This window comes from Calothrix sp. NIES-2100, from assembly GCF_963875285.1.
Lineage (GTDB): Bacteria > Cyanobacteriota > Cyanobacteriia > Cyanobacteriales > Nostocaceae > Aulosira.
Genome location: NZ_CAWNLA010000001.1, coordinates 8,501,969 through 8,526,403 on the forward strand (window position 1 = coordinate 8,501,969; position 24,435 = coordinate 8,526,403).

Here is a 24,435-nt window from a genome sequence, read left to right on the forward strand (position 1 = left end):
GGTGCTGAGCAAAGGGACTGGGGATTTGGGAATACCCACTCTCACATCCCCACTTCTTTTAAACTCAGAACTCAGAGTTCGGATCTCAGTACATTTTGCCGTATTTACAAAATCTCAACTAGCTGCTCATGCTTTATCGATTATTTGGGCGTTATCTGTTCGGTGTTCTGGTCATTGTCTTATTGGTCTATCACAGCAGTACTTTACCTGCTTTCGCTGCCAATATCGATCCTTATATCAGACGTTATTTACATGTGACTGAGCCAATTTCACTAAATCTGGATGGACAAGGGAATACGCGTCTGTTTACCCCATTAGAGTTGTCTGCTGGTAAACAAATGTTTGAAACCAACTGTATTAATTGTCACGTTGGTGGTGCAACTTTGCCCGATCCCCAAGTATCTCTAGCGCTGAAAACACTCCAGGGTGCTAATCCGCCCCGCGATCGCATTAATGCTCTGGTTAACTTTATGCGCCAGCCGATGACCTATGATGGTAGCCAGGAAACTTATTGGTGTCGTCAGTTGTCCCCTAATTTTCTCTCGCAACAACAAGTAGAAAGTTTAGCTGCTTTCATTCTCACCGCAGCAAACAAAGCTCCAGGTTGGGGTACAGAAGATTTTTGAACAGCTAAGTAGCTTTGATAAAAAAATAAAAGTTTGCCTTTGAGATTATACTATAAATTTACTTTTATTGTCTGACAACTCCACATAATTTTGGTGTATTGCACTCTAGTAGTTGTGCCGGATTGCACAAATTTTTATTAGATGAATCTTGTCCATATATTAAAAAAAAATTCATCTATGACAGATTGTCATATTTGGCGTATATTTTATTTAAAATGGGAAAGGGAAAATAGAAACCATTTGTTAGGAGAACGCCATGAAATTAATTGCGGCTAGCTTACGGCGCTTTGGCCTAGCTGTCTTGACACTTCTTTTAGTTGTTAGCAGCTTTGCTTTTTTTACTCCCAGCGCATCTGCTGAAACTTATCAGGTCAAACTAGGTACAGATAAAGGACTACTAGGATTTGAACCCAAAAAGTTAACGATTAAACCAGGCGATACAATTGAATGGGTGAACAACAAAGTTCCTCCCCATAATGTAGTATTTGATGCTGGTCTCAACCCCTCTAAAAGCGCTGATTTGGCCAAATCTTTATCTCAAAAGAAATTGTTGATGAATCCTGGTCAAAAAGTAACCACCACCTTCCCCGCAGACGCGCCTGCTGGTGATTACACCTTCTACTGCGAACCCCACCGTGGCGCTGGTATGGTTGGCAAAGTCACTGTTGAATAACTTGACCTAGATGATTTTCTTTGCTTATCTGGCAAAATTAGCACAGAGCAATCGACGATCATCCTAGAGTGATTAAACTATATAGATAATCAGCGGTGTTGAGTCTTATCCTTGCCTAGAATGCTAACTATTGCACGGGCTTAGTCATGGAAGGGGTAAACTCGTCACCGCTAATTTTAATAAAATTTACTGAAAATAATAATTGGGATAGTATTGAAGCTTCTCAATGCTAAATAACAGATAAATTAAAGATTTATGCGCTTAATACTGTTTATGCATTACAGAAATTCGCGCTTCATAGGGTAGAGTACACATAGCATTTGGTAATCTCTCAGGCTTCTAGCAGCCATAGAAAACTTACTGGAGAAGGTTTTGCAGTTGCCGAATGGTTGTTGCGAGGAGAATATCTTGAGAATACTTTTATTTATACTACTGTTGGCGATCGCTTTATTTAGATTCACATTCATTCTGCCAGCACTAGCTCTCGAAACATCGGCTGGAGCCAAAATCTTTGATGCTAATTGTTCTTCTTGCCATATAGGTGGCGGTAACATCCTCATGAGCCATAAAACTCTGAAAAAGGAGGCATTATCAAATTACCTGGAAAATTATGATCAAGACGCTATTAAAGCAATTATCCACCAGGTACAGAACGGCAAAAATGCCATGCCTGCCTTCAAAAACAAGTTAAGCAATGAAGAAATTTTGGAGGTAGCTGCTTACGTTTTTCAGAAAGCGGAAACAGGCTGGTAAGGGCATTGGGCATGGGGAAGAGATTGGGGAGATGGGGGAGATGGGAAGGAGAGGGGAGATGGGCAAGAAAACTCCCCACACTCCCTTGTCCCCCCTGCTTCCTAGCGCCTAGTCCCTAAGCCCTAGCTCCTCGCCCTTCTCTATTTGTCTTGGTTAGAGGTTTCTCTTTCTTGTCTGAGTTCACGCAACTGCTGTATTAGTTTTTTGCCATCCGCAGCAGGAGTTGGCTGGCTGGTGTTAGTAACCGGTGCAGCTAATGGTTTAACAGTAGCGGCTGGTGTGGATGCAGGTGCAACTAATGGTTTAACAGTAGTGGCTGGTGTAGATACAGGCTTGGTTGTATTAACTACTGGATTGGCGAATGGTGTTACAGTTACCCTCGGTGCAGGTACAGGCTTAATTCTATTGATTAATGAGTTGGATAAAGGTTTGCCAGTTGTCTGTGATGCTGGCGCAGGCTGATTGTTATTGACTGGGGTATTTAATGACGGTTTGAGGTTAATCCCCGATGCTGGCGCAGGCTGATTGTTATTGACTGGAGTATTTAATGACGGTTTGAGGTTAATCCCCGATGCTGGCGCAGGCTGATTGTTATTGACTGCGGGAGTTAATAATGGTTTGAGAGTCGCCGCCGTTCCTGGCTTTTGAGTATCCCCAGTAGCGTTATTACTGTTATTTTTGAACTCCAAGCTAAATGGGTAATGAGCAATTTGCTGCTCTCTCTTCGGTGGATTTGCCTTAAAATACTCCCTGGCTTTAATTTGCAAAGCTGGCGTTGACGATCCTTCAAATTTGATTTCTGATACGCCCTCAGGGCCTACTACTAATCGCCCCAATACAACACCTTCAACATCAGATTTATCTGTAATAGTGTCACGAATAACAGTCTTTTCTACGGCATTTGGGTACTGTTGTTGGACTGTTTTTCTCAGTTCTTCGTAAGATTGGATCTGCGCGATCGCCTTTGCTGTTCCTGATGCAGGCGATTGATTAGATAGATTCGGACCAGATCCCAGTTGTCCTTGTGGTAAGCCTTGTGTGGCTATGGTTAAATTATCCCCAACTTGCGGCGTTGTCTGAATACCCACTATTGGCTGTCCATTTTGAGAACCAACAGCAGCATTATTTCCAGGTTGAGTAGTTTGTGCAGTATTAGTGATATCTCCTGAGGTCCCAGGGTTAACATTAATGGGAAGCGGTGTGGGAGATGTTGGTAGCCCATCTGGCAGTTTACCTTCTGGTAATACTGGCAAGTTGCTTCTCGTCAAAGGCTTACCTTCTCCCAATGCTATTTCCCTGTTATTAAAACGCGAAGTTGATGTAGAGAATTTGCTACTAGCTTTGAAAGAGGTATCAAATCCGAAATCTTTCCTAGAGTACTTCCCTAAAGACTGCTGTTTGGGCAATGGAGAAATGCCGTAATTGTTTGGTGATGTAGGGATAGGTGGTAAAACCAGCTGACTGGGATTCGGTGCAGGTGGCGGTGGCAACGCTGCTAAACTTGTTTGCGCATTCGGATTAAACTGCGGAAGTTGAGATTGTTGTAGCTGAACTGGAGATGGCGGCAGAATTGGAGATGATCCAGGAATTTGTGGCAACCGATTTTGGTCAGCTTGGCTTAATTCCATGACTCCCACAGGTTTAGACGATGCTGATTCTTTGGTTTTATTGGAGTCTACTGGAACTAATGGCACAATCAATGCAATAGCACCGTGAATGCCAACAGATGCTATTGCTGCTATCCCAGTTGGCTGGGATAAAATTTCTGGTAGATTTTTTAGTAGGGAGACGTAAGACATAGCTGTTATCGTTCACTCGGCTCAATTGCAGTTGACTATCAATAAATTATTTTTCAGGCTCTAAATTATCGATCCGGCTTTACTCTATAGGAATGGATGCGTCCCTCTAAAAATAATAGCTTTCTCTGTTGAGCACAAAACGGCTAAACTGCCATTTTTTTAAGTTTTATTTTTGTAACAAAGTAATATTGTACTTCAAAGTTGCATGTGCTGACTTAGCAACCCAGAAATAATCACGTCAAATCCAATAATCAAATTTTTATGACTTGCACACAGACCAGTGAAACTTCTGTTGCGCAATAAACCAAATGCCTCTACCCACAGTTATTTTACCTGGCTATTTAGAAAAGGTGATCGGGATGAATGGCAGGGGGGACAAGGGAGTTTAGGGAATTTGGGGAGTTTGGGAGTTTTCTTGCCCATCTCCCCTCTCCCCCCCTATATCCCCCATCTCTTCCCCATGCCCAATGCCCAATGCCCAATGCATTACAATTTTTAATATTTCTTAGTTAAAATTGTAATAATAATACAAATTTACATCATATAAAGAGGTGTCAGCCATGCAAAGTACCCAGTTTGATAGGATTTTGCGGCGACTAGCGACCATATTATCAGTCGTAATTTTGACCTTGTGCTTGATTGACCTCACTACGGGAGTTTTACTGTCTTTTTATTACGAACCAACAGCAGGCGGTGCTTATCGGTCATTAAAAATGATTAATACCACAGTGCCTTATGGGTGGTTATTTCATAAAGCACACGATTTTGCGGGTAATAGTGTAATTGCGATCGCCTTAATGCAAATTGTGGTGATGTTTTTAGGTAGGCAATTTCAAAAGAGTTGGTTGACTGCTTGGGTGAGTGGGATTTTGTTTACCTTGAGTGCGATCGCTCTCGATTGGACAGCTATGCTCTTAGACTGGACTCAAGAAGGATACTGGCGTTTTAGTATTGAATTAGGAACAATCGAAGCTATTCCTTTGATCGGTGGAGAATTGCGAGACATCCTGACTGGAGGCGGCACAATTAATACCATCACTGTCCAGCACCTTTACGCCTTAAACAGTTATATTATTTCGCCCGTTGCCTTACTTCTAGCTATAGTGCATTTATCTGCTTTACTGTGGCAAGAAAAGGAAATGTACAGCAATTTAACTCAACTCCCAGAAGCTTCACTAGCAGAAAGTTGAGCCAGTTTTGCTAAAGGCACTTCTTCTACCTCAGCTAACTTTTCCAGCGGTAGACGAGTAGACTTACTACCACCAGATAAGCGTTTGAGAAGATTTGGTCTGGGGTCATGCAACAGGTAAATAATGCGATCGCCTACTTCCCATTCTTGATGAACCGGCATTACCTGTAACCGTTGTTCTCTTTCTAATAACAGCGGTACTAAAATCCCAGTCCGAATCTTTTCTTGGATGTGACCCAGCTGACTAGGGAATTCCAACTCATTCAGTGTCGTTGTACCTAACTTCACTCGCCCATCATTCAAATACTCATTCCAAGTTTTAATCGCCAAGTCAGAAACAAAAGCTTGGTTAACTTTACTAGTCGCAGAACTATTTGCTTGCGGATCGCGAGGATAAACCGCTAACACACGCGGCGGATTAAATTCCTCAGCCGCCCGTTGCGCCAAGACAAAATTTACCTCACCATTACTAGTCATCGCTAAAAAAGTGCCCATCGAGGCCAGTCCTGCCTCTTCTAATACAGCGGTATCCAAGGCACTGCTAGCAATCACCCGCAGATTTTGGGCTTCGGCTTGAGTAAAGCAATCTGGGTCTGTATCAATCATTACGACATTTTCACCCCGTTCCTGAAAGAATCGGGCAATCAACAGACTCAAAGGATTGCAACCCACAATTACTGCCCCAGTAGCCTCTTTTGAGGTAATTTGCAGCCACTTAGCAATCTGTCCGGCTGTTAGTCCTTGGCAGACAACTGTCATGATAATGGTCAGGAAAACCAAAGCTTTAATGGCATCACCCCCATTGATACCACGCTGCGTCAAGGAAATTGCAAATAAAGATGCCACAGAAGCCGCCACAATGCCTCGCGGTGCAACCCAGCTTAAAAACAATTTCTGTCGCCAATTCAGGTCACTATTCCAGGTACACAACAGGATGTTAATCGGTCTCACGACAAACATCAGTACCAAAACCGTAAATAAACTGCCCCAACCCAAGGCGAACACACTAGCAATAGATAAATCAGCCGCTAGCAAAATAAACAGTACAGAAACGCTGAGAATGGTCAATTGACCTTTGAAATGGCGTAAAAGTCTCTCTTCTGGCACCGAAGAGTTAGCAAATACTGCCCCAGCAACCACCGTAGTCATTACTCCCGATTCACTGCGGATAGTCTGCGCTAATGTAAACAAACCCCAAAGTATCGCCAGCACCACCAAATTTTTCAGTTCAAAGGACAGAAAATTAGCGCGTTTGAAAATCAAACTCATCAAATAACCACCAGCCGCACCTATTGCCCCACCAATACAAAAACGCATCAGCAAACCGATGATGGCATTTACCGGGTCGGCATCGCCGTTCAAAATCGTATCCAGGACAACGAAAGCCAGAATCGCCCCAACTGGGTCAATTAACACCCCTTCGCCTTCTAACAGAGTAGCTACTTGGCGATCGACATTGATTTGTTTCAGCAGTGGATTGATCACAGTCGGACCTGTAACCACGATGATTGAGGCGTAGAGAAAGGCGATACTCCAGGGAAATTCACCCAACCAGTGAGCCGCCATACTCCCACCTAGCAGCGTCACTAAGGTTCCTAAAGTGACGAGTAATTGTAGGCTCACAGAAACTCTACCCAACTCGCGCAAATCCAGGTTGAGTCCACCTTCAAACAAAATTATTGCCGTTGCTAGAGCGACAATTACTTCCAAACCTGTGCCTAGCGAATGCGGGTGCAATAGACCAATACCATCAGACCCAAGCAAAATGCCCAAAAGCAGCAATAACACAATGCTGGGTACCCGGAGATAGGCAGCCAGAACTTGAGCGCTAATACCTGCAAAGACCGCAGTCACCATTTGTAAGGTGATTTCAAAAGATGCTTCCATGTTGTAGATTTTGAGCGATAAATATCAAAATCTTTTGTAAAGAAGAGTAAATATTACCTCTAAAGGGTACAACATCACACCCTTTACGCTTGTTAAATTCAAACTTTTTTCCATACTTAGTTTTGTATAATACTCTATTTTTTCTCGATTGGCAAAAACAGTACTTTTAAATGGCTGATATTCACCCAAAATAGACTTGCAAGAGTACTCAGAATGTAATAAGTATTGTAGGGCAATGCCCACGCAGTGGTTCACCGCTGCGCGTCTCATGCATCTTGGCTGTTCGATAAATTAAGCTTAAGAACGATTTTTGCTAAGTCCTGTCTATATTTACCTAATCCCTAGCCCCTATTTGGTTTGTATTTCATTGCTAAACCTACTCCACCAGCCAAGGCTAATAGACTTTGTAATATAGAAGTAGGTTCGGGGACAGACTTAGGGGTCATGAGGAAAGCACGCAATTGACCATTTCTTACACCAACACCTGCAATTTGCCCAAGGTCGTTAATAGCCCACGGAGAAATGATCTCCCAGCTAGTGGTAGTAGGAATTAAGTTATTCAGATCGGTCATGACACCGTTTTCCCAAAGAAAACCGTGAGCAATTTCTTCAGGTAAGTTAGATGGTAAGTATGGATATTCTCTGAATTCACCTGTTTGGGCAGTCCCAACAATCTGACCCAAATTGTTGATGTCGTAAGCGTAGCTGTCATCGCCGCCAAGTGTGCCCAGACTCTTCATCACACCGTCTTGCCAAAGGAAAGCATTACGGGGAAAACCATTCTCGACATCAGAATAGCCTACTACCTGACCCAAGTTATTAATGCTGTAAGCTGAACTACCATTACCACCCAAAGTCCCAAGATCCTTGGTTACACCCTTTTCCCAGAGAAAGGCACGACCATCTGAATAGCCAACTACTTGCTCAGATTCATTAATGTCAGAGGGGAAGCTATAGCTACTATTATTCAGCGTTCCTAAATCTTGAATTTTACCGTCTTTCCAAAGAACAGCGTGTTCTTGTTCTGTAGTTCCGGTGGGGGTTGAAAAGCCCACTACTGTGCCCGCATCGTTGATATTAGTCGCAACACTCCAAGATCCGCCAAGAGTGCCGAGTTCTTTCATCACGCCATTTTCCCAAAGGAAGGCACGACGTAGCCTACTACTGTTGAGCGACTCACCAACTACTTGTCCAGAGTTGTTGATACCCCTAGCGGCACTATTGTAACTACCAAGGGTGCCTAAATCTTTGATCCTGCCTTTTTGGGCCAGGAAAGCGTGATAATACTCGAACTCCCCAGGTGCATCTGCATAACCGACTACTTGGCCTGAGTTATTGATATCGGAAACTCCAATTTCATCAGTTCTGTCACCACCTAATGTCCCTAGGTCGGAAATAGAATACAGCGATGCTGCAACAGCTAACTTAGGGATTCCCAAAGTAATTAATGCAGTACTCACAGTTACGGTTGATATGCTTTTAAGCATGTCTGAGATGTACATAACATTTCTCCTCCCGTCAACACACCCAATTTAGCTAAAAGAAATTTTTTTGGCAGAGACTGTTGACAACATCGGGAAAATTAGTTAATTTATAAAAGGTCTGAGTCCGAAGCGCCCCCATCGTCTAGAGGCCTAGGACACCTCCCTTTCACGGAGGTAACGGGGATTCGAATTCCCCTGGGGGTATTAAAAATAAAACTAGACTGTAATAAGTGTTTGTGCTTATACGTTGATGTCTAAATGAGAAACCTATCCTAAATCATTGATGTGGATTTAGGACAGGTTTTTAATATTTAACTTTACTGAACTGATTAGCACTGATTAGCTAATTGGTTGACACGTTGGTAAATAGCTAAAAGATTTAACCGCAGATCCTTACTGAGGCGATTTTCAATAATTGTGATGGGCATAGTAAGTTTAGGCCAAACTTGGATTGTGTAGCAGAGATTTGTGCCGCTCATCTCACCAAAGGAATCAGGCTCTAAGCACCAGCTACCAGAAAAGCCTTTGAAATCCCCTTCTACCATGCAGAATTTGATTTCTTGAGGGAAAGATTCTTGCAAATCAAGTACTACACGCGCACAAAAATTAAAGTTGAGTAGGCGTTGAGAACCTACTTGTTCTAGACGAATACCACCATCAGGATGCTCCAACAGACGACTTTTAGCCAGGTTGGGAATGAAGTCAACCAAAGCTTCATAATCTGTCAGAACTTTCCAGATGTGTTCTACTGGTTGGGGTATGTGAATTTTCGCGGTGATTTGTCGTTGTCGCTCTGCTATTTTTTCAATTTGGATATCCACAGATGGCTCATCACCTGTTTCATTAGCCAAATTTAGTTGGAGGTTGGTTTGGTCACTAGCGGTGTCGAAATTAATATCCGCTGTAGTGTGAGGTTGTTCAGTCACTTTCAGAATTATAGTTTGCTTTCTTCAGAAAACTGGGGTAGCGTCAGGGTAAAACAAATTTTGCTCAGGTCGGAATCTGAAATTTGTGTACTCTCAACAGCAATTGTCCCATTTAAATGCTGCACAAGGGACTTGGCTAGAGCTAAACCTAAACCAGTCCCAGGAGTCCAGCGTCCTTTACCGCGACGGAACTTGTCAAAGATGTAAGTCGCTTCTTCAGATGAAATACCACGTCCTGTATTAGTCACTTTAATAATAACTTGATCTACCAGTTGATTGACTTGGTGAGTGGCTTGCAATTCCACAATAGTGTCATCCTCTGAGTATTTACAGGCATTAGTTAATAACTCTTGCAGGATGCGGTCAAAACTTTCAATTTCCGTTTGGAGTTTTAAGGACTCCTGTGGTAAGTCGAGAGTAATACTTAGTCCTTTGGGTGCCAGTTTTGTGTCGAAGGAAGCTGCTAAATCTTGAATTCTGGTATTTAAATCGATACTTTTAAAGAGTGGAGTTTCTTGTTGAGACTCGAGTTTCTGGAGTGTGAGCAAGTCGTTAATTAAATTGATTTCTTTGCTACATTCTTGCTCTAAAATATCGAGATATCGATTCTGACGATCTGGCGCTATTCCTGGCAACCGTAAATTCCGAATTGACATCATCATATTTGTCAGGGGATAGCGTAAGCGATCGCTCATATTGCTCAAAAATTCATCTTTGAGTTCATTGAGTTCTCGCAATTGCTCAACATATTGCCTTGTGCGTTCGTGCAATTTAGCTTGTAATTCCAGACTGCTTTGGAGTTTTGCTGTCCGCTCATCGACTAAATTTTGTACTTGTCGCAATGTCTGTGACTGAATAATCGCATTGCTGACTTGGGCACAAACCATTTCCACAAGATTTAATTCTGCTGCTTGCCAAGTGCGAGCCGCTACTTGCTGTAAAACCAAAAATCCTAATACTCTGCCTTGACTCTCTATAGGCATTAACAGCATAGCCTGGTACTGCTCTAATGCAAACAGTGGAGCCGCACTCACAATATCTGTTTGTTCTGTATAGTCATTAATGACTACTGGTTTTCCTGAGTCGGCGAAGATGCGTTGGCATAAACTACAGTCGGAAATCACAAAGGACTGATCGTTTAAAATATCTGATGTACTGCTAGGAAGACTTTGAATATCCTTAGTCCATTGTTTGACTAAGGTGGCTTTAGCATTGGGAATTTGCTTTTTAGACCGAGTCCGAAACAGGGGATCTGTATATTTCAACATAATGAACAAGCCACGATCTGCCTGGAGCGATTCCGCCGCCGAGGCGATCGCTAATTGCAGCATCTGATTTAACTCCAAGTTGCTGCGGCTGAGTATAGTTAATTGCTTGATCAGGCTTTGATATTGGTCGCTTTTTTGCAAATGCTGCTGTTGCAGGCCGATCAACTGTGATTGTGCGACTTGAGCCACAGCGATCGCGCAAGACGACTCGATAGTTTTCAGGAGTTGTTGTTCTGACTGAGTCCAATTATGGGGTTGAAATTTAATCAGGCTAATTACCCCATTATTTTTCCCCCGAAAGCGGGTAGGAATTGCCAAAACAGCTTTGATTGGTAGTGGCAAAGATTGACAACCAACTTCCAGACTTTTTTGAATTGTGGAAATGTCCTCAATATTTAACGGTTCAGCGGCACATTGAACTACATGCAGTTCCATGAGCAACTGTTCCATTGAGAAGTTTTCGCCTGACTGCGGTAACCCTAGATATTCTTCATGACACCAATTAGCGCTAGTCGCTTCAGTAGATGGCTCGCTCATCACTGTCACTAAGCAGCAATCTACCCCAAAGGCAACTCCCAGCATTTTCGCCAGTTCTTGCAGCATCAAGATCGTCGCTGGTTTGGTAGCGATGAGTTGATTAATCTGTTGTAACAACTGGTGGGCTGGTTCTTCCGGATGCTGCATCAGCTTGACTGGATATGATTGTAGTCGATCTACGTCATCTGGGCACTGTGGCGGCGATGATAAACGCTTTTTCATTCCTGGTACGCTCTTGGATAACGACCCCATTTTTTTTGCACCCAACCTCTTGGCTTAGTTATTCACCCTTTCTATGTTTGGTGCACCCTGATGAATTGCAAATCTTTAATGAAGACTTTCTCTCACCTGTTATAGCCTCTTTCTATTGCAGATGACTAAGTATTTGGTATATTAAACGTTTTTTTACACAAGTAATCAGATACCTAGGATATACTAAAGCACCTTTGCTAGATAATGTCTAACTCGCTCAGGTTCGGTTAATTTACTAACTTGGACTTAGAATATCCTGTCTGTAACTATACATAAACCGTAATTTCTCTGGAATTGAGGCAAAAAGTCCGGCAGTATTCCCCGTGTTAACACGGAGAACCATCTCCAAAATCATTATATTTTTTTCACAATTCCTTTTCTCAGTAAGTTAACCCTGTATGGGTCTATCTGAAAGTAAAATCCGATTTAGGCAGAGCTTCAGAAACAATGTAGATACCTGCTTGATTTTAGTAGCCAAGTATAGATGGATATTGTTGCTCAACTCCTCTGCTCGATAATCATTTATTTAATATGCCGATGATTATTTTCTGTCAAGTGATGTGAAACCCCCTAGGGGGGAAAGGGCGACTTTGCTCTTGAGAGTCTAGCAATCAAGGCTATTCTCGAGAAAATTCAACGCCTATTGATATCTAAATACTTTATATATAAGATTTATTTATAGTTTAGATAATATTCAATGCTGAATGCAGCCCAGTTTCCCGAATCAGTAGTAACTAGGCTACATTCAGGTGCAGTAAAACTATCCAGCCAAACTGTCGATGCTCAGCGGAACCATATCGCCATTTCTTGTTAGTCCTAAAAGCATCGGCTGTTGTGGTTGAATGACTTGACCTGTTAGTACACAACGTTCTTCTTGTTGCGCAGTGGCTGCTATGCTCGCTCGAATATCAGTTCGCGAAAATCGAGGTTTCCACTCACCTGATTTTTGCTGCACATAATTCCAGAGGATATCTCGAATTAAGGCTTGATATCCTTGATTGCCAGCTATATCTTTGAGTTTCTCTTTGAGTTCCCGCTCTAGGCGGATGCTGGTAACTTCCATATCGGTGGTTGGGGTGCGAGCGATTGTATGCATGACTTTTTCTCCTTTAAGGTATGGACAGGATAGTAATACAAGTGTAGTATGTTTAAAGAAATGTTCAACAGGTGAAATTTTCTGTGAAATCCATTTTCCCCATCTCTACTTCTTTACGTGCTACCAATTGCCGATCCAGTCGGGAATCAGCACCTTTGGGAGTGGAGTATTTTTTTATGGGTAATGGTGGCCAAAAACATGGGCAAAACACAGAAAGTAATGATGATTTTAGATATCTGAGCATTATTGGGCTGGATGCAAAACCACAACTAGACATAAGAAGCGGGAGGTACAGGCGCAAGAATCATACTGTACCGATATAGACCAGAAAACTTTGAGGTCAATTTCCCACCCCCGCTTCACTTAAACAAGAAGCGGGGGTTTTTTCATAAGGAGTCAAGCTGTGATGATCGCAATGCAAGTGTTAGAGCAATCTGTGCCACTGTGGCAGGTCAATATCAAGCAACCAAAAGCATTAAATTTGGTTATAGCAGGCGGATTGATATTAGACGTGCTAAAACACATTGGTTTAAAAATTGCTGCTGGTGAACACAAGGGGAAAATTTCTTCCCTCAATCAAATCCAAATGTTGCGGCCAGACCATGACAGTTGCCAAGATGGCGATAGTAGCAAATATCTAACACTCTTTGCATGGATTTGGCGATCGCCTGATTCCCACAGATTTAACTCCCACAACAGGAATCGCACCACAAATGAGGCTGGTATGCAACTGCGTACCAAACACAAGCCACCAGTCCAGCAGGCGATTTTTGTTGACAAACAGTTCTTTTTCAATTTGCAAGCAAACCTGGAATAACAGGAGAGCATAAGGAATGCTGAAATTAACTTACACCGAAAGGAGCTTTTACTTAGAGTGCTTGAGTCTATCGCTGGAAGAATGGGTAGCACAGCGAGTGATTTTGGCATTGCGAGTCGGTCAATCTCTTTGTGTTGAACCCAGCACAGCTTCCTTTTTGCTTCCTGTTGATTTACCAGGAGTAGAAAGGCTCAAAGCTGAGGTGAAACGAAATGACAGTGAAATCATCGAACTTTCTACCTGTGATAGCCAATATTTGGAAGTTACCCTCCGGGGTTCTTGGCTATCAGATGGTTCTGAGGAAGCTGTGGGTGTGTTCGTCACCACAATGAGCGATCGCACTGAGTTCTTTGTGCATAAAATTTGGCAGGAAGCGCAAGCCTGCGCCAGAGCCATGAGTGAATAGGGGGAATGTTGACTGTTGACTATTGACCATTTACTTTTGCATAGCCAAGAGTTCAGGAACTGTGACAAATCGATAGCCTTGCTGTTTGAGTCCGCTAATGATTTCTGGTAAGGCTTGTACAGTTCTTTTGCGATCGCCTCCGCCATCGTGCATCAATACAATAGAACCAGGTTTGGCATCTCTTAAAACATTCTTGACGAATACTTGATATTTAGCACGAGGATCTGTATCAGCAGAAGTTTGCGACCACATGACGACAGCATCTTTTTGGCTTTTGGCGTAAGCCGCCAGTCCATTATTTAAAACGCCTCCAGGAGGACGAAATAAACTTGTTTTAACTCCTGTAGTTTTATATATAAGTTCGTTTGTGCTATCAATTTCACTCTTAGCTGTAGCTTCATCCATGCGTCGATACCAATGATGCCAAGTATGGTTACCTATAGCGTGTCCTTCGGCGACAACTCGCTTGGCAATTTCGGGATTAGCTTGTAAAGCTTGTCCTACCCAAAAGAATGTCGCTTTAACATCATTTTGTTTGAGAATATCTAGCATTTGTAATGTGGTATTTGGCCAGGGACCATCATCAATGCTGAGGGCAATAACTTTCTCGTTATTGTTAGGCTGTACATGATAGACGGTTTTTCCTTGAAATGTTGCCGGAACTGTAAAATTTAGGGTTTCTACTTTAGCTGGTAACTGCGATGGGCTATTAATTTGGCTAGTTAAGTTTTTTTGTGAAACTTGCACAGGATTAGGTTTAGTAGGTAGTTCCTTTGGTTTCACTTGTGGGGTAATACCTGGAGTAAAACTACAAGCTGTTACTGAAAGAGCGATCGCGAATGTACTAATTATCCTTTGTCGCTGGTGGTGATTGTCTGTCACATCAGGTTTCCAAAAACTCACACCATCATAATCGCAGGCGGAAGTAGGGGCATGGGGCATGGGATATGATCTATTGAACTCGGTGAATGAGGCTTTGAACTCGGTGAATGAGGCTTGGAACTTCATTAATGAGGTTCTGAACTCGGTGAATGAGCCTTAAAACTTCATTAATGCGGTTGTGAACTCGGTGAATGAGGCTTGGAACTTCATTAATGAGCCTTTTTACTCAAATCCCTTTCCCAATGCCCAATGCCCAATGCCTTTTAGGCTTTAGTACAAGTAAAATACCGAAAGACAAAGAATATCAAAATTGCAAATCCTACTCCTGTATAAAACACGCTATTTATCCCACCAAAACCAAAAGCAACACCCATCAAAACAGGCCCCAAAGTTTGCCCTAAGCCAAAAAATGTGCCATTTACTGATAGAATTGTCGCCAGATATTCTCTTGGAGCTAAATCTGCTAATAGTGTTTGGATACTAGGAAAACCGAGACCTAAACCCATACCAAAAATTGTGGTGGGAATTAATAAAAACCAAATACTTGGCATGAAGGGAACAATAAAAAGAGCTAGGGCATATAAAATAAAGGATGCTTGAATTAAATTTGTGGCTGGAAATCTTGTAGCTAATCTACCTAATTGGGAAGATGAGATAATAATGGCGACAGAAACACTAGAAAGTAATATGCCAATTAAAGAAGGTGGAGCTTTAAAAGTATCGTTAATTAGTTGGGGAAAATAAGTAACGTAGGCTCCATAAAGCAGGACAAAGTTAGCTGAACTAGCGATAAATAGCCCAAATAATCTGCGGTTTTTTAGGATTTTTGCGGCATTTTTTAAGTATTCTTTCAGATTGCGATCGCCTTTTGGTTCGGGATTGTTGAGTGCAAAGAATACGAGTAAGCCAATAGGAATCGCTATGATCGGCAACATAAACGGATAAAACCAACCTAATGTTGCTAATGCACCGCCAATTGTAGGATAACTTGCTGTGCCTATACTGCTGACACTGGCATTGTAACCCATTGCGGTCATACGCCTTGCTCCTGTGTATAAATCACCGATTAAGGTGGTACTCAAAGATAGTAAAGACGCAGCACCAATTCCTTGCAGCAAACGCAAAAATAGCAATAGATTAAAGTCACGAGCAAAACCGCAAGCTGTTCCGGCAATGCCAAATAAAATCAGGGATGGGACAATAATTTTTTTTCTGCCAATTCTATCGGCAAGTACACCAATAACAGGCCCTAACATCAGAGATGGTAATGTAAATGCTGTAACTAATAAACCTAAATTTTGCGGTTTAACATTTAAAGCTTTGGCTAAACCAGGAAAAGCCGGAGTGACGCTAGAAACTCCAAGTACAGCAATCAGAGAAATGGCACAAACTATTTGAAAATTTAATTCTAGATAAACTGGTTTTTGTGGTTCTAATTGGCTGATTTCATCTTCAGAATTCATGGTAATTACCCTGATAATTACTATTTAAATAGTAAAGGCACAACTAACGTTGTGCCTTTACAAAGTATCGCATCCAATGGATAACTGCTATATTACAATTTTATGCAGCAACTTTTTCTTCAAGTGGTTTAAAGGTCTTCTTGCTAGCACCACAAATTGGACAATGCCAATCATCAGGAATTTCTTCAAATGGCGTACCAGGTGCAATACCAGAATCGGGATCGCCAGTAACAGGATCGTAAATCATGCTGCATTGTCTGCAAATCCATTTACGGGTTTTGGGATCTTCACCAGCAGATCTGGTTGCAGCTTGTCCACCATTTAAAACTTCTAAAGCTTCGGCGTAGCGATCGGCGTGATAATTTTCGATGAATTTTAGCAATCCAAAACGGTGGGCTGCTTCTCGGAATGTATTAGCGTGTTCGCTAGATTCTTGCGCTTGTTTAATAAATTCTTCCGCAGCTGGATTATCGCGATCGCTTTCGGCTGCGGCGGCAAACTCCGGATACATTGTAGTGTATTCATAAGTTTCACCTTCAATTGCTAAAGATAAGCAACGAGAAACTATTGCCCGCTTTTGTTCGTCTGTTAAAGCATCTGGATCTTTTACTACAAGTTCTGGATGCAGCAAAACAAAATGTGCAAAAGCATGAGCAGTTTCTTGTTCTGCTGTTTCTTTAAAGAGTTTTGCTAAGTCTTTAAACCCAAGCTTATTTGCTACTTCAGCAAAAAACAAATACTTTCTGTTTGCCATCGATTCACCACCGAAGGCGGCTTCTAAGTTTTGAAGAGTAGTAAAGTTTGACAAATCCATAATTTTGGGATGTTGGGAAATTGATATTTACTGAGCTAAAACAGAAGCCAAAAGAGATTGAATGAGCATGTTTATATGGAAATTAGAAACGTTTTATACAACGTTTTCCAGCCCATATTTGCTCACCATTTTATTAGCTGCCTCTTAGACATTATAAAACTGAAAGATTTTGCAGCTGCCAAATTATATCTTTGATTTAGGGAATTCGGGAAGGGGCATGAGATTTTGGTATAAAGATTTTTTTCCTTATACTTCACATCCTGAAAGCTTTATACCAGAATGACAAAGCCGCTGACAGAAGTTGATTTTTTATCTGACAAGCTGTTCTACCTTTTTATACTTGATAATCATTTGTAGCACTTTGTACTAGTTAAATGTTCATTGCTAGTTGCCTATTGAGTAACTTTTAGTAGTTATCATCTTAGAGACTAGTTATTCTACATTTTCAGATTACGCAATTCCGCCATTGACACGAATATTTTGTCCAGTGATCCATCGTGCTTCATCGCTAGCCAGAAACGCTACTACGTCGGCGATTTCTTGCACATCCCCCAATTTTCCCAAAGCCGCCATTTGCGCTAAACGGTTGATCTGTTCTTCAGTTTTACCTTCGCGCAAAAGTTCTGTATCTGTGGGGCCTGGAGAAATGGCGTTGACTGTAATCTTTTTTGCCCCCAGTTCTTTGGCTAATACTCGCGTTATTTGTTCTACAGCGCCTTTTGTGGCAACGTAAGCGCTATAAGTTGGCAGCATCATCGCTGTGGTTGAGGAAGAAAAATTGATGATATGTCCTCCTTGCGCCATTTTTTGGGCGGCTTGTTGACAAGCAAAATAAGTCCCTTTGATATTGACTGCTAGAAGTTTGTCAAAATCGGCTTCTGTAACTTCAGTTATCGGCTGATAAACAATGACTCCAGCGTTGTTGACCAAAATATCAACTTTACCAAAGTGTGCAATTGTTTGATCAAAAAGCCGTTGGATGTCTGCTACTTGACTGATATCTGCTTGTACAGCTAACGCCTGTCCTCCGTTTTGAGTAATTTCGGCTACCACTTCTTGGGCTTTAGTTGTGCTACCTGCATAGTTAATAACAACAGATGCACCGTTATTTGCTAGTTTGAGAGCGATCGCTCTGCCAATACCACGGGATGCACCCGTGATAATTGCTACTTTTCCGCTTAAAGGTGCCATAGTATATTCAAAATTCAAAAACTTGTTTTCGTAGTCAGCACCAAAATCCTGACTACGAACAGACGACTAATTTACCCAGAAAAAGGGAGCAAGGTTAAGTTTAGTGGTGGGTTGAGTGGGGAACTTTGCCATCATGGGTAGGTTCTGGTAATTGTGGTGGCTCTTGATGGGGGCGAAAGCGATCGCGGATTCTGCTCACGACGATATATAAGATAGGGACAACAAACAGACTCAGTAAAGTAGAAACTATCATCCCACCAGCTACGGCTGTACCCAGAGATTTTCTGCTAGCTGCACCTGCGCCTTCGGGATTTACTAGGGGAAAAATACCCAGAATAAAAGAGAAGGAAGTCATCAGAATCGGGCGTAAGCGTTCTTCAGATGCTTGGATTGCGGCTTTGACCAAAGGAACACCGCGCTCTCGCAGTTGGTTAGCAAATTCTACAATCAAAATGGCGTTTTTACTCGCCATCCCAATCAACATCACCAGACCAACCTGACAAAAGACATCGTTGGCTAGACCCCGCAACCACTGGGCTGATAGTGCGCCTAAGATAGCTAGGGGAACGGCAAACATAATGATCAATGGATCAACATAGTTTTCATACTGCGCAGCCAGTACCAAAAATACGAAGACCAATCCCAAGCCAAAAATTATGGGCGCTAAACCACCTGATTGTTGTTCTTCAGCGGTAATCCCCGACCATTCGTAACCCATACTCGCAGGTAAAACCTCTTTGGCTAATTGCTCCATTGCTTTGGTTGCTTGTCCCGAACTGAAGCCAGGAGCAGCAGCACCGTTAATTTCAATGGAGCGGAATAAGTTGTAGTGAGTGATGGTTTGCGCTCCCGTAGTTGAAGTTACTTTCACTAAGTTGCTCAGAGGTATCATCTGATTATTGGCTGAGCGGACATACAACTTACCAATATCGTCAGGATTAGAACGAAACTTAGCATCTGCTTGGACATATACACGGTAAGTCCGCTGTAATAAGTTAAAGTCGTTGACATAACGGGAACCTAAGTAACTCTGTAAGGTGTTAAAGATGTCGTTGACTTTAACTTGCAGAGCTTTGGCTTTGTTGCGGTCTACGTCAATGACCATCTGGGGTGTATTCGCACTAAAGGTGCTAAATACAGCTTGCAATCCTGGTGTCTGATTACCCCGTTGCAGTAACTGACCCATGATTTGCAGCATTGTCGGTAAGCCGCTGTTACCAGCTCTATCTTGTAGCTCAAATTGGAAACCACCAAAACTACCTAAACCCTGAATAGCTGGGGGGTTAACTGGAAAAATTCTCGCTTCGGGAATTGCTGATAGTACTCCCGCCAGTTTCCCCATAATGGCTTGTGCTGATTGTCCTTCTCCAGGGCGTTCATCCCAAGGTTTGAGTGTGGTAAAAATCGCACCACTGTTAGCAGTGTTACCACTGAAACCAAAGCCACCAATGGCGAAGGTACCAACTACTTCTGGTATTTTCAGGATTTCTTTTTCCACCTGCGCCATAACGTCGCTGGTGTAGTTGAGGGAAACCCCCTCTGGCCCTTGAATGATGGTGATGAAATAGCCTTGGTCTTCTTCGGGAAGAAAGGCTGTAGGAACGCGGGTGTAAACCCAGGCTGTCACACCCAAAGAGAGGACAAATAACAGCACCACGATCGCCGCAACGCGGTTAAGACGAAAAAGCGATCGCTCATATCCTCGACGCGCCCAATCAATAAATCTATTTATTACTCCGAAAATTTTGCCTAACCACCCACGGGGTCTTTGTCCGCGACGCAGTAGTAAAGTACATAGAGAAGGTGTGAGAGTCAGCGCTAAAAAGGTGGAAATGGCAATTGAAAAAGCGATCGTCAGCGCAAATTGTTTGTAAATCTGTCCTGTAGAGCCGGGAAAAAAGGCTACGGGGACAAATACAGCGATCAATACTAAAGAAGTTGCAATCACCGCCCCAAACAACTCGCGCATAGATTCCGAGGCTGCTTGACGTGGTGACATTCCCTCATCTTCAATCAAACGAGAGATATTCTCCACGACGACGATCGCGTCATCCACCACTAACCCAGTAGCCAAGGTGATACCAAACATTGTCAAGGTATTGATGGAAAAGCCAAACACCTTGATAAAGGCGAATGTCCCCACCAACGCCAGGGGTATGGTAATCACCGGAATCAAAGTGGTGCGCCAGTCTTGCAAGAACAGGAAAATCACCAGGACAACAAGCGCGATCGCTTCTATCAATGTTTTCACAACTTCTGCTAGAGAAGCTTCCACAAAGGTTGTCGTATCAAAAGCCACTTGATATTTCATTCCCGGCGGAAAGCTGTTTGCAAGTAGCACCATTTGGGCTTTTACCGCTTTAGCCACATCCAAGGCGTTACTTCCGGGAGTCGGAAATATCCCGATACCAACACCTTCATTACCGCGAAATCGCAGAAATGAGTTATAGTTTTCTGCTCCTAGTTCCGCCCGCCCGACATCTTTGAGGGTAATCAGCGAGCCATCAGCAGCTGTTTTCAGAACGATATTGTCAAATTCCGCGACATCTGTCAGCCTACTAACAGCTCTCAGGTCGATTTGATACATCTGATCCTTATCTGTGGGCTGCTGTCCAATTTGCCCCGCACCCACCTGTAAGTTTTGTTCGTTGAGTGCATCAATTACATCTTGGGCTGTGAGATTGCGACTTGCAAGACGGTTCGGATCGAGCCACAGACGCATAGCATAGCGGCGTTCACCAAAAATCCGCGCCTCACTCACACCTTTGACTCTTTTGAGAGCATCTACTATGTATAGGTCAGCGTAGTTGCTTAAAAAGACGTTATCAAAAGCCTGTTTATCGGCATACAACCCCATCGCTAAGAGGATGTTGTTAGATTGCTTGCTAACAGTCACACCAGTTCGCTGCACAACGTCTGGTAACAACGGTTGCGCCACAGATACCCGATTTTGCACATCTACCGCCGCAATATCTTTGTTGCGTCCGGCATCAAATGTGATGGTAATTGTACTAGTACCGTTGTTACTACTGTTTGAGGTCATGTATTTGATGCCCTCAACCCCGTTAATTTGGCGTTCTAATACAGTCGTAACGGTATTTTCTACAACTTCCGCACTTGCACCCACATAATTAGCCGTCACGTTAATTTGCGTCGGACTAATTTCTGGATAGCGGTCTGTCGGTAGCGTTGGGATGCTAATTGCTCCTACCAACAGGATGATAATGGAGCAAACGCTGGTAAATACAGGTCGCCTGATAAAGAAGTCAACAAACATGTAAATGGTTGTTTAAGTATATGGGTATTGGGCATGGGGCATTGAGCATTGGGCATTGGGGAGCCAGTGCCGTGGGCGGGTTTCCCGACTTGAGGCAACTGGCGTCATTGGGCATTGGGGAGGCAGTGCCGTGGGCGGGTTTCCCGACTTGAGGCAACTGGCGTCATTGGGCATGGGGGAGATATGGGGAAGATATGGGGGAGAGGGGAGATGGGGAAAAAACTCCCCACACTCCCCACACTCCCTCATCCCCCTTCCCTTGTCCTCCTTGTCCCTCTATTCCCCTGTCCCGCCACAAGCCCAAGGCCCTACTCCGGAATCACTGGAACACCATCTCTGAGATTCAACAACCCGGAGACAATGATTTTTTCTTCTGGCTGCAATCCTTCAAGAACTTGGTAATTATTACCTTGGATATTGCCTAGCTTCACCCGTTTTTGTCGAGCTACTAACTGAGGTGTACCTTGTGGGGAATTTTCTGTTTGGGCTACATAAGCAAATGTTTCCCCCGCTACCCGCGATACTGCTGTTGTCGGAATTAACACTCCCTGCTTGCGATTCCAAATTACTCTAGCTCGCACTAATTGGTCTGCCCGTAGCTTACCTTGTGGGTTACTCAACAGTGCTTTGATTTGGATTGCCTGAGTACCATTACCGACGTTGGGAGAAATGAAAAATACTCTACTGGTACCCAAGGATAACCCTTGTCCATCCATAATCTCCACTGGTAATCCTTTACGCAATTGCGTTCCCCGTTCCAAGGGTACAGAGATGTTAACTTCTAAAGGTTGGTTTTGAGTGATGGTAGCTAGTTGTGTAGAAGTATTAACGAAATCACCGACCTTTACGGGAATGTCACCCACTGTACCAGCAAAAGGTGCAGCAATTTTGTAGTATTGAAGCTCAACTACTTGTTGCTTCGTATTGGCATCAGCTTGCTGTAAAGCTTTTTCTGCTTGCGATATGGTTGCCTGCTGTGCTTGAATCTTAGAATCTATGGCGGAGAGTTGAGATTTGGCGATCGCTAGCCGATTAGCATACTGATCTTTAGTCTGCCTTGATACTGCTCCTTGAGACGCTAAGGTGGTATAGCGATCATAATCTTGCTGGTTCAATTGCACATCAGCAACATTAGATAAGCGATCGGCTTGTAGGGATTTGAGTGTTGCTAGAGCATTTTGAAGTTGTGCTTTAGCCCCCTCGGCTCCAGCATTTAAGCCACTCACAGTAGCTTGTTGCTGTCGGGGATCTACTTGAATAATTGGCGTTCCCTCAGCAACAGTATCTCCCGATCGCACAAATATTTGCGTCACTTGTCCTTCAATTCTCGGTTGTAGCCTAACTGAGCGCCGGGATTCTAGGTTAGCAATAAAATCAGAACTTTCTTCAATTGTGCCTGTTTCTACTGGTGCTAACTTAACTCGTACCCCGCTCGGAGCATTAGTTGGTGCAGCTGCTTGATGAGGAGTTACTAAACGCCAAACTACAGCTGCACCTCCACCAAGCAATAATAGTGCAGCTAACAATAACCAAAGCCACCGCCGTTGTTGTGGGGGTTGCTCAAACGATGACTCTGGAAGACGTTCTTCAAAATCAGTTTGATGTTCAGGGGATGTCATGGTATACAGGCAACCTATGAAAAATTTAACTACAAATGAGTTAGAACAATGAAAGCTGATTTAAATTAATTTACTGATTTAGCATGATGCTTGTTGAAAAATAATGTGATAACCCACCTTAAATATACTGCCTTTATATCTTGCGCTAATCTACCGAAAGGTGAGTGATAAATTCCAGTTTACAAATATAGTTACGTTACTGTCTTTTAAAATCTTGCGAAAAATGTTCTATTCTTGCTACCAGGCGATCGCTTTCTCAATCTTGGTGGTAAAAAATGTAATTTATCAGCCTGTTAATATACTCGAAAAATTTTATTTTTTACACTTAATTAAGTCTAGTAATCAAAATATCAAACCCTCCAGGAGAAAGCATTTGTAGGGAAATGGCTGGAGCCACAGATTTGTTTTTAATGTATATCTAATAACCAAATAAATGTAATCCAGCTTAGATATAGCAATCCTATTTGATATCCAAACAAAAGGGACAAGGGAAGGGGCACAAGGAGGAGAAATGTTTGTAACTCATTTAGGACTGCTATAGTTGTGCTTTGATAACTCAGCCCCGGATGTCCGAGAATAGGAAATCGGGAACAGGAAAATGAGCTACCCCGAATATTGATAACAGCGCAGCTAATTTTATGGGGATTATCTTTTGACTTTTGACTTTTGACAACTCCTGCCAGCAAACTCAAATCAAATTGAGCCATTGCAGGGCTAATAACATAACTATATTAAGAAGGGGAAAGGGAAAAAACCTTTTACTCAAGCGCCTGGGAAATGGAAGCCAAGCGATGACGCTGTCTTAACCAAGCTGCACACACTTCTTTGGTAAGCCTGATCTCGTCTTCAGTCAAAAGCTCATCTGGTTTTTTCTCAGCCAGAATCTCCGCGACTTTAGCAGCTTGATGGTAGTCTACACCAGATTTGACTAGTTCTGTGTGCCAAAATTGTTGTGCTTTTTGTAACGATTTATGTTTATTATTAAAATTAGTCATTTTTATGATATTAGATGTTTATCTTTACATCTAATTTCTGCAATTTGTCAAAGAATTACTTCTTACCCCAGATAGAGAAAAGAATTAACTTCAGGTTTCTTTTATTTTCTTGAATAAATAATTAACTCATTGCCCGATACCAAGCTCTGCCTTACATAGTGCCAGGACTTACGCAAAAATTGCCGAAAAGCTTAAGGTGCGTAGGTTGGGTTGAGGAACGGAACCCAACATTTCCGGGGGTTTGTTGGGTTTACACACGGTGATCCCAACCCACAATTATCCTTAACACCAAGCGTATTGACAGCTAAGGGACTTCCAAATAAAAAAATATTCCAATTATTAACCTACCAAACCCGCAACTCGTAGGGGCGGGGTTACCCCCATACGTGTCAACTTAACGTGAAACCCTTGCCAAGACGTGATTTTGCGTTTTCTCGCTTCCCATCAAGATCCGCGTCACCCCACCCCGGCTTTGCTGACG

At 42.8% G+C, this 24,435-nt stretch carries 20 protein-coding genes and 1 tRNA gene; 8 read left to right on the forward strand and 13 right to left on the reverse strand.

Features of this window, described 5'->3' with window-relative positions:
- The first annotated feature begins 128 nt into the window (after window positions 1–128).
- The 4 genes from psbV2 (at window position 129) to petJ (ending at window position 2,052) form a co-directional block, all read left to right on the forward strand.
- A complete protein-coding gene (gene psbV2, locus AACU32_RS34555; RefSeq protein WP_096606679.1) occupies window positions 129–626 on the forward strand; it encodes a photosystem II cytochrome PsbV2 in 498 nt (165 codons plus the stop codon).
- A 256-nt stretch (window positions 627–882) separates the two neighbouring features.
- The gene (gene petE / locus AACU32_RS34560; RefSeq protein WP_096606681.1) at window positions 883–1,299 is read left to right on the forward strand and encodes a plastocyanin; all 417 of its coding nucleotides are present in this window, start codon (window positions 883–885) and stop codon (window positions 1,297–1,299) included.
- 320 nt (window positions 1,300–1,619) lie between these two features.
- Window positions 1,620–1,754, forward strand: a complete 135-nt coding sequence (locus AACU32_RS34565; RefSeq protein WP_339378531.1) for a hypothetical protein — start codon at window positions 1,620–1,622, stop codon at window positions 1,752–1,754.
- On the forward strand, window positions 1,708–2,052 hold the full coding sequence (petJ, locus tag AACU32_RS34570) for a cytochrome c6 PetJ (protein WP_096608314.1): 345 nt from the start codon (window positions 1,708–1,710) through the stop codon (window positions 2,050–2,052). The genes AACU32_RS34565 and petJ overlap by 47 nt, the downstream gene beginning before the upstream one ends.
- 140 nt (window positions 2,053–2,192) lie before the next feature.
- Here petJ and AACU32_RS34575 read toward each other — a convergent pair whose 3' ends face one another.
- Window positions 2,193–3,851, reverse strand: coding sequence for a hypothetical protein (locus AACU32_RS34575; protein ID WP_096606683.1), 1,659 nt, complete (start codon window positions 3,849–3,851; stop codon window positions 2,193–2,195).
- Between the two features lie 560 nt (window positions 3,852–4,411).
- On the opposite strand from AACU32_RS34575, the gene AACU32_RS34580 reads away from it, so the two are divergent.
- The gene (locus AACU32_RS34580; RefSeq protein ID WP_096606685.1) at window positions 4,412–5,041 is read left to right on the forward strand and encodes a cytochrome b N-terminal domain-containing protein; all 630 of its coding nucleotides are present in this window, start codon (window positions 4,412–4,414) and stop codon (window positions 5,039–5,041) included.
- Here AACU32_RS34580 and AACU32_RS34585 read toward each other — a convergent pair.
- A complete protein-coding gene (locus tag AACU32_RS34585) occupies window positions 5,008–6,927 on the reverse strand; it encodes a cation:proton antiporter (protein WP_096606687.1) in 1,920 nt (639 codons plus the stop codon). The genes AACU32_RS34580 and AACU32_RS34585 overlap by 34 nt on opposite strands.
- A gap of 341 nt (window positions 6,928–7,268) precedes the next feature.
- Window positions 7,269–8,429, reverse strand: a complete 1,161-nt coding sequence (locus tag AACU32_RS34590; protein WP_096606689.1) for a DUF3466 family protein — start codon at window positions 8,427–8,429, stop codon at window positions 7,269–7,271.
- A 113-nt stretch (window positions 8,430–8,542) separates the two neighbouring features.
- Here AACU32_RS34590 and AACU32_RS34595 point away from each other — a divergent pair.
- A tRNA-Glu gene (locus AACU32_RS34595) sits at window positions 8,543–8,615 on the forward strand.
- A 125-nt stretch (window positions 8,616–8,740) separates the two neighbouring features.
- On the opposite strand, the gene AACU32_RS34600 is transcribed toward AACU32_RS34595, so the two are convergent.
- The 3 genes from AACU32_RS34600 to AACU32_RS34610 form a co-directional block, all read right to left on the reverse strand.
- The gene (locus AACU32_RS34600; RefSeq protein ID WP_096606691.1) at window positions 8,741–9,337 is read right to left on the reverse strand and encodes an SRPBCC family protein; all 597 of its coding nucleotides are present in this window, start codon (window positions 9,335–9,337) and stop codon (window positions 8,741–8,743) included.
- Between the two features lie 8 nt (window positions 9,338–9,345).
- On the reverse strand, window positions 9,346–11,364 hold the full coding sequence (locus AACU32_RS34605) for a sensor histidine kinase (RefSeq protein WP_096606693.1): 2,019 nt from the start codon (window positions 11,362–11,364) through the stop codon (window positions 9,346–9,348).
- Between the two features lie 790 nt (window positions 11,365–12,154).
- The gene (locus AACU32_RS34610) at window positions 12,155–12,490 is read right to left on the reverse strand and encodes a hypothetical protein (protein WP_096606695.1); all 336 of its coding nucleotides are present in this window, start codon (window positions 12,488–12,490) and stop codon (window positions 12,155–12,157) included.
- A gap of 406 nt (window positions 12,491–12,896) precedes the next feature.
- Between AACU32_RS34610 and AACU32_RS34615 the strand changes: the two genes are divergently transcribed.
- Both AACU32_RS34615 and AACU32_RS34620 read left to right on the forward strand, forming a co-directional pair.
- Window positions 12,897–13,307 (forward strand): HNH endonuclease, encoded by a 411-nt coding sequence (locus AACU32_RS34615; RefSeq protein ID WP_445223244.1) that lies wholly within the window; start codon window positions 12,897–12,899, stop codon window positions 13,305–13,307.
- A 16-nt stretch (window positions 13,308–13,323) separates the two neighbouring features.
- The gene (locus tag AACU32_RS34620; protein WP_096606701.1) at window positions 13,324–13,713 is read left to right on the forward strand and encodes an alr0857 family protein; all 390 of its coding nucleotides are present in this window, start codon (window positions 13,324–13,326) and stop codon (window positions 13,711–13,713) included.
- Window positions 13,714–13,743: 30 nt separating this feature from the next.
- Here AACU32_RS34620 and AACU32_RS34625 read toward each other — a convergent pair whose 3' ends face one another.
- From AACU32_RS34625 to AACU32_RS34655, 7 genes are all read right to left on the reverse strand, one after another.
- The gene (locus AACU32_RS34625; RefSeq protein ID WP_096606703.1) at window positions 13,744–14,655 is read right to left on the reverse strand and encodes a polysaccharide deacetylase family protein; all 912 of its coding nucleotides are present in this window, start codon (window positions 14,653–14,655) and stop codon (window positions 13,744–13,746) included.
- Window positions 14,656–14,858: 203 nt separating this feature from the next.
- Window positions 14,859–16,058: an MFS transporter gene (locus AACU32_RS34630; protein ID WP_096606705.1), complete on the reverse strand. Its 1,200-nt coding sequence runs from the start codon at window positions 16,056–16,058 to the stop codon at window positions 14,859–14,861.
- A gap of 100 nt (window positions 16,059–16,158) precedes the next feature.
- Window positions 16,159–16,872: a rubrerythrin family protein gene (locus tag AACU32_RS34635; protein WP_096606707.1), complete on the reverse strand. Its 714-nt coding sequence runs from the start codon at window positions 16,870–16,872 to the stop codon at window positions 16,159–16,161.
- 450 nt (window positions 16,873–17,322) lie between these two features.
- The gene (locus AACU32_RS34640) at window positions 17,323–18,063 is read right to left on the reverse strand and encodes an SDR family oxidoreductase (protein ID WP_096606709.1); all 741 of its coding nucleotides are present in this window, start codon (window positions 18,061–18,063) and stop codon (window positions 17,323–17,325) included.
- 100 nt (window positions 18,064–18,163) lie between these two features.
- Window positions 18,164–21,340 (reverse strand): efflux RND transporter permease subunit, encoded by a 3,177-nt coding sequence (locus AACU32_RS34645; protein ID WP_096606711.1) that lies wholly within the window; start codon window positions 21,338–21,340, stop codon window positions 18,164–18,166.
- Between the two features lie 308 nt (window positions 21,341–21,648).
- Complete coding sequence (locus tag AACU32_RS34650) at window positions 21,649–22,959, reverse strand: efflux RND transporter periplasmic adaptor subunit (RefSeq protein ID WP_096606713.1); 1,311 nt, start codon at window positions 22,957–22,959, stop codon at window positions 21,649–21,651.
- A gap of 758 nt (window positions 22,960–23,717) precedes the next feature.
- Complete coding sequence (locus AACU32_RS34655; protein WP_096606715.1) at window positions 23,718–23,954, reverse strand: hypothetical protein; 237 nt, start codon at window positions 23,952–23,954, stop codon at window positions 23,718–23,720.
- Window positions 23,955–24,435 lie beyond the last annotated feature (481 nt).

Excerpts from the sequence above, each read along its gene's own strand:
- psbV2 (WP_096606679.1), top strand. The coding sequence starts at position 129 with ATGCTTTATCGATTATTTGGGCGTTATCTGTTCGGTGTTCTGGTCATT.
- petE (WP_096606681.1), top strand. The coding sequence starts at position 883 with ATGAAATTAATTGCGGCTAGCTTACGGCGCTTTGGCCTAGCTGTCTTG.
- AACU32_RS34575 (WP_096606683.1), bottom strand. The coding sequence starts at position 3,851 with ATGTCTTACGTCTCCCTACTAAAAAATCTACCAGAAATTTTATCCCAG.
- AACU32_RS34580 (WP_096606685.1), top strand. The coding sequence starts at position 4,412 with ATGCAAAGTACCCAGTTTGATAGGATTTTGCGGCGACTAGCGACCATA.
- AACU32_RS34585 (WP_096606687.1), bottom strand. The coding sequence starts at position 6,927 with ATGGAAGCATCTTTTGAAATCACCTTACAAATGGTGACTGCGGTCTTT.
- AACU32_RS34590 (WP_096606689.1), bottom strand. The coding sequence starts at position 8,429 with ATGTACATCTCAGACATGCTTAAAAGCATATCAACCGTAACTGTGAGT.
- AACU32_RS34605 (WP_096606693.1), bottom strand. The coding sequence starts at position 11,364 with ATGAAAAAGCGTTTATCATCGCCGCCACAGTGCCCAGATGACGTAGAT.
- AACU32_RS34610 (WP_096606695.1), bottom strand. The coding sequence starts at position 12,490 with ATGCATACAATCGCTCGCACCCCAACCACCGATATGGAAGTTACCAGC.
- AACU32_RS34615 (WP_445223244.1), top strand. The coding sequence starts at position 12,897 with ATGATCGCAATGCAAGTGTTAGAGCAATCTGTGCCACTGTGGCAGGTC.
- AACU32_RS34620 (WP_096606701.1), top strand. The coding sequence starts at position 13,324 with ATGCTGAAATTAACTTACACCGAAAGGAGCTTTTACTTAGAGTGCTTG.
- AACU32_RS34625 (WP_096606703.1), bottom strand. The coding sequence starts at position 14,655 with ATGCCCCATGCCCCTACTTCCGCCTGCGATTATGATGGTGTGAGTTTT.
- AACU32_RS34630 (WP_096606705.1), bottom strand. The coding sequence starts at position 16,058 with ATGAATTCTGAAGATGAAATCAGCCAATTAGAACCACAAAAACCAGTT.
- AACU32_RS34635 (WP_096606707.1), bottom strand. The coding sequence starts at position 16,872 with ATGGATTTGTCAAACTTTACTACTCTTCAAAACTTAGAAGCCGCCTTC.
- AACU32_RS34640 (WP_096606709.1), bottom strand. The coding sequence starts at position 18,063 with ATGGCACCTTTAAGCGGAAAAGTAGCAATTATCACGGGTGCATCCCGT.
- AACU32_RS34645 (WP_096606711.1), bottom strand. The coding sequence starts at position 21,340 with ATGTTTGTTGACTTCTTTATCAGGCGACCTGTATTTACCAGCGTTTGC.
- AACU32_RS34650 (WP_096606713.1), bottom strand. The coding sequence starts at position 22,959 with ATGACATCCCCTGAACATCAAACTGATTTTGAAGAACGTCTTCCAGAG.
- AACU32_RS34655 (WP_096606715.1), bottom strand. The coding sequence starts at position 23,954 with ATGACTAATTTTAATAATAAACATAAATCGTTACAAAAAGCACAACAA.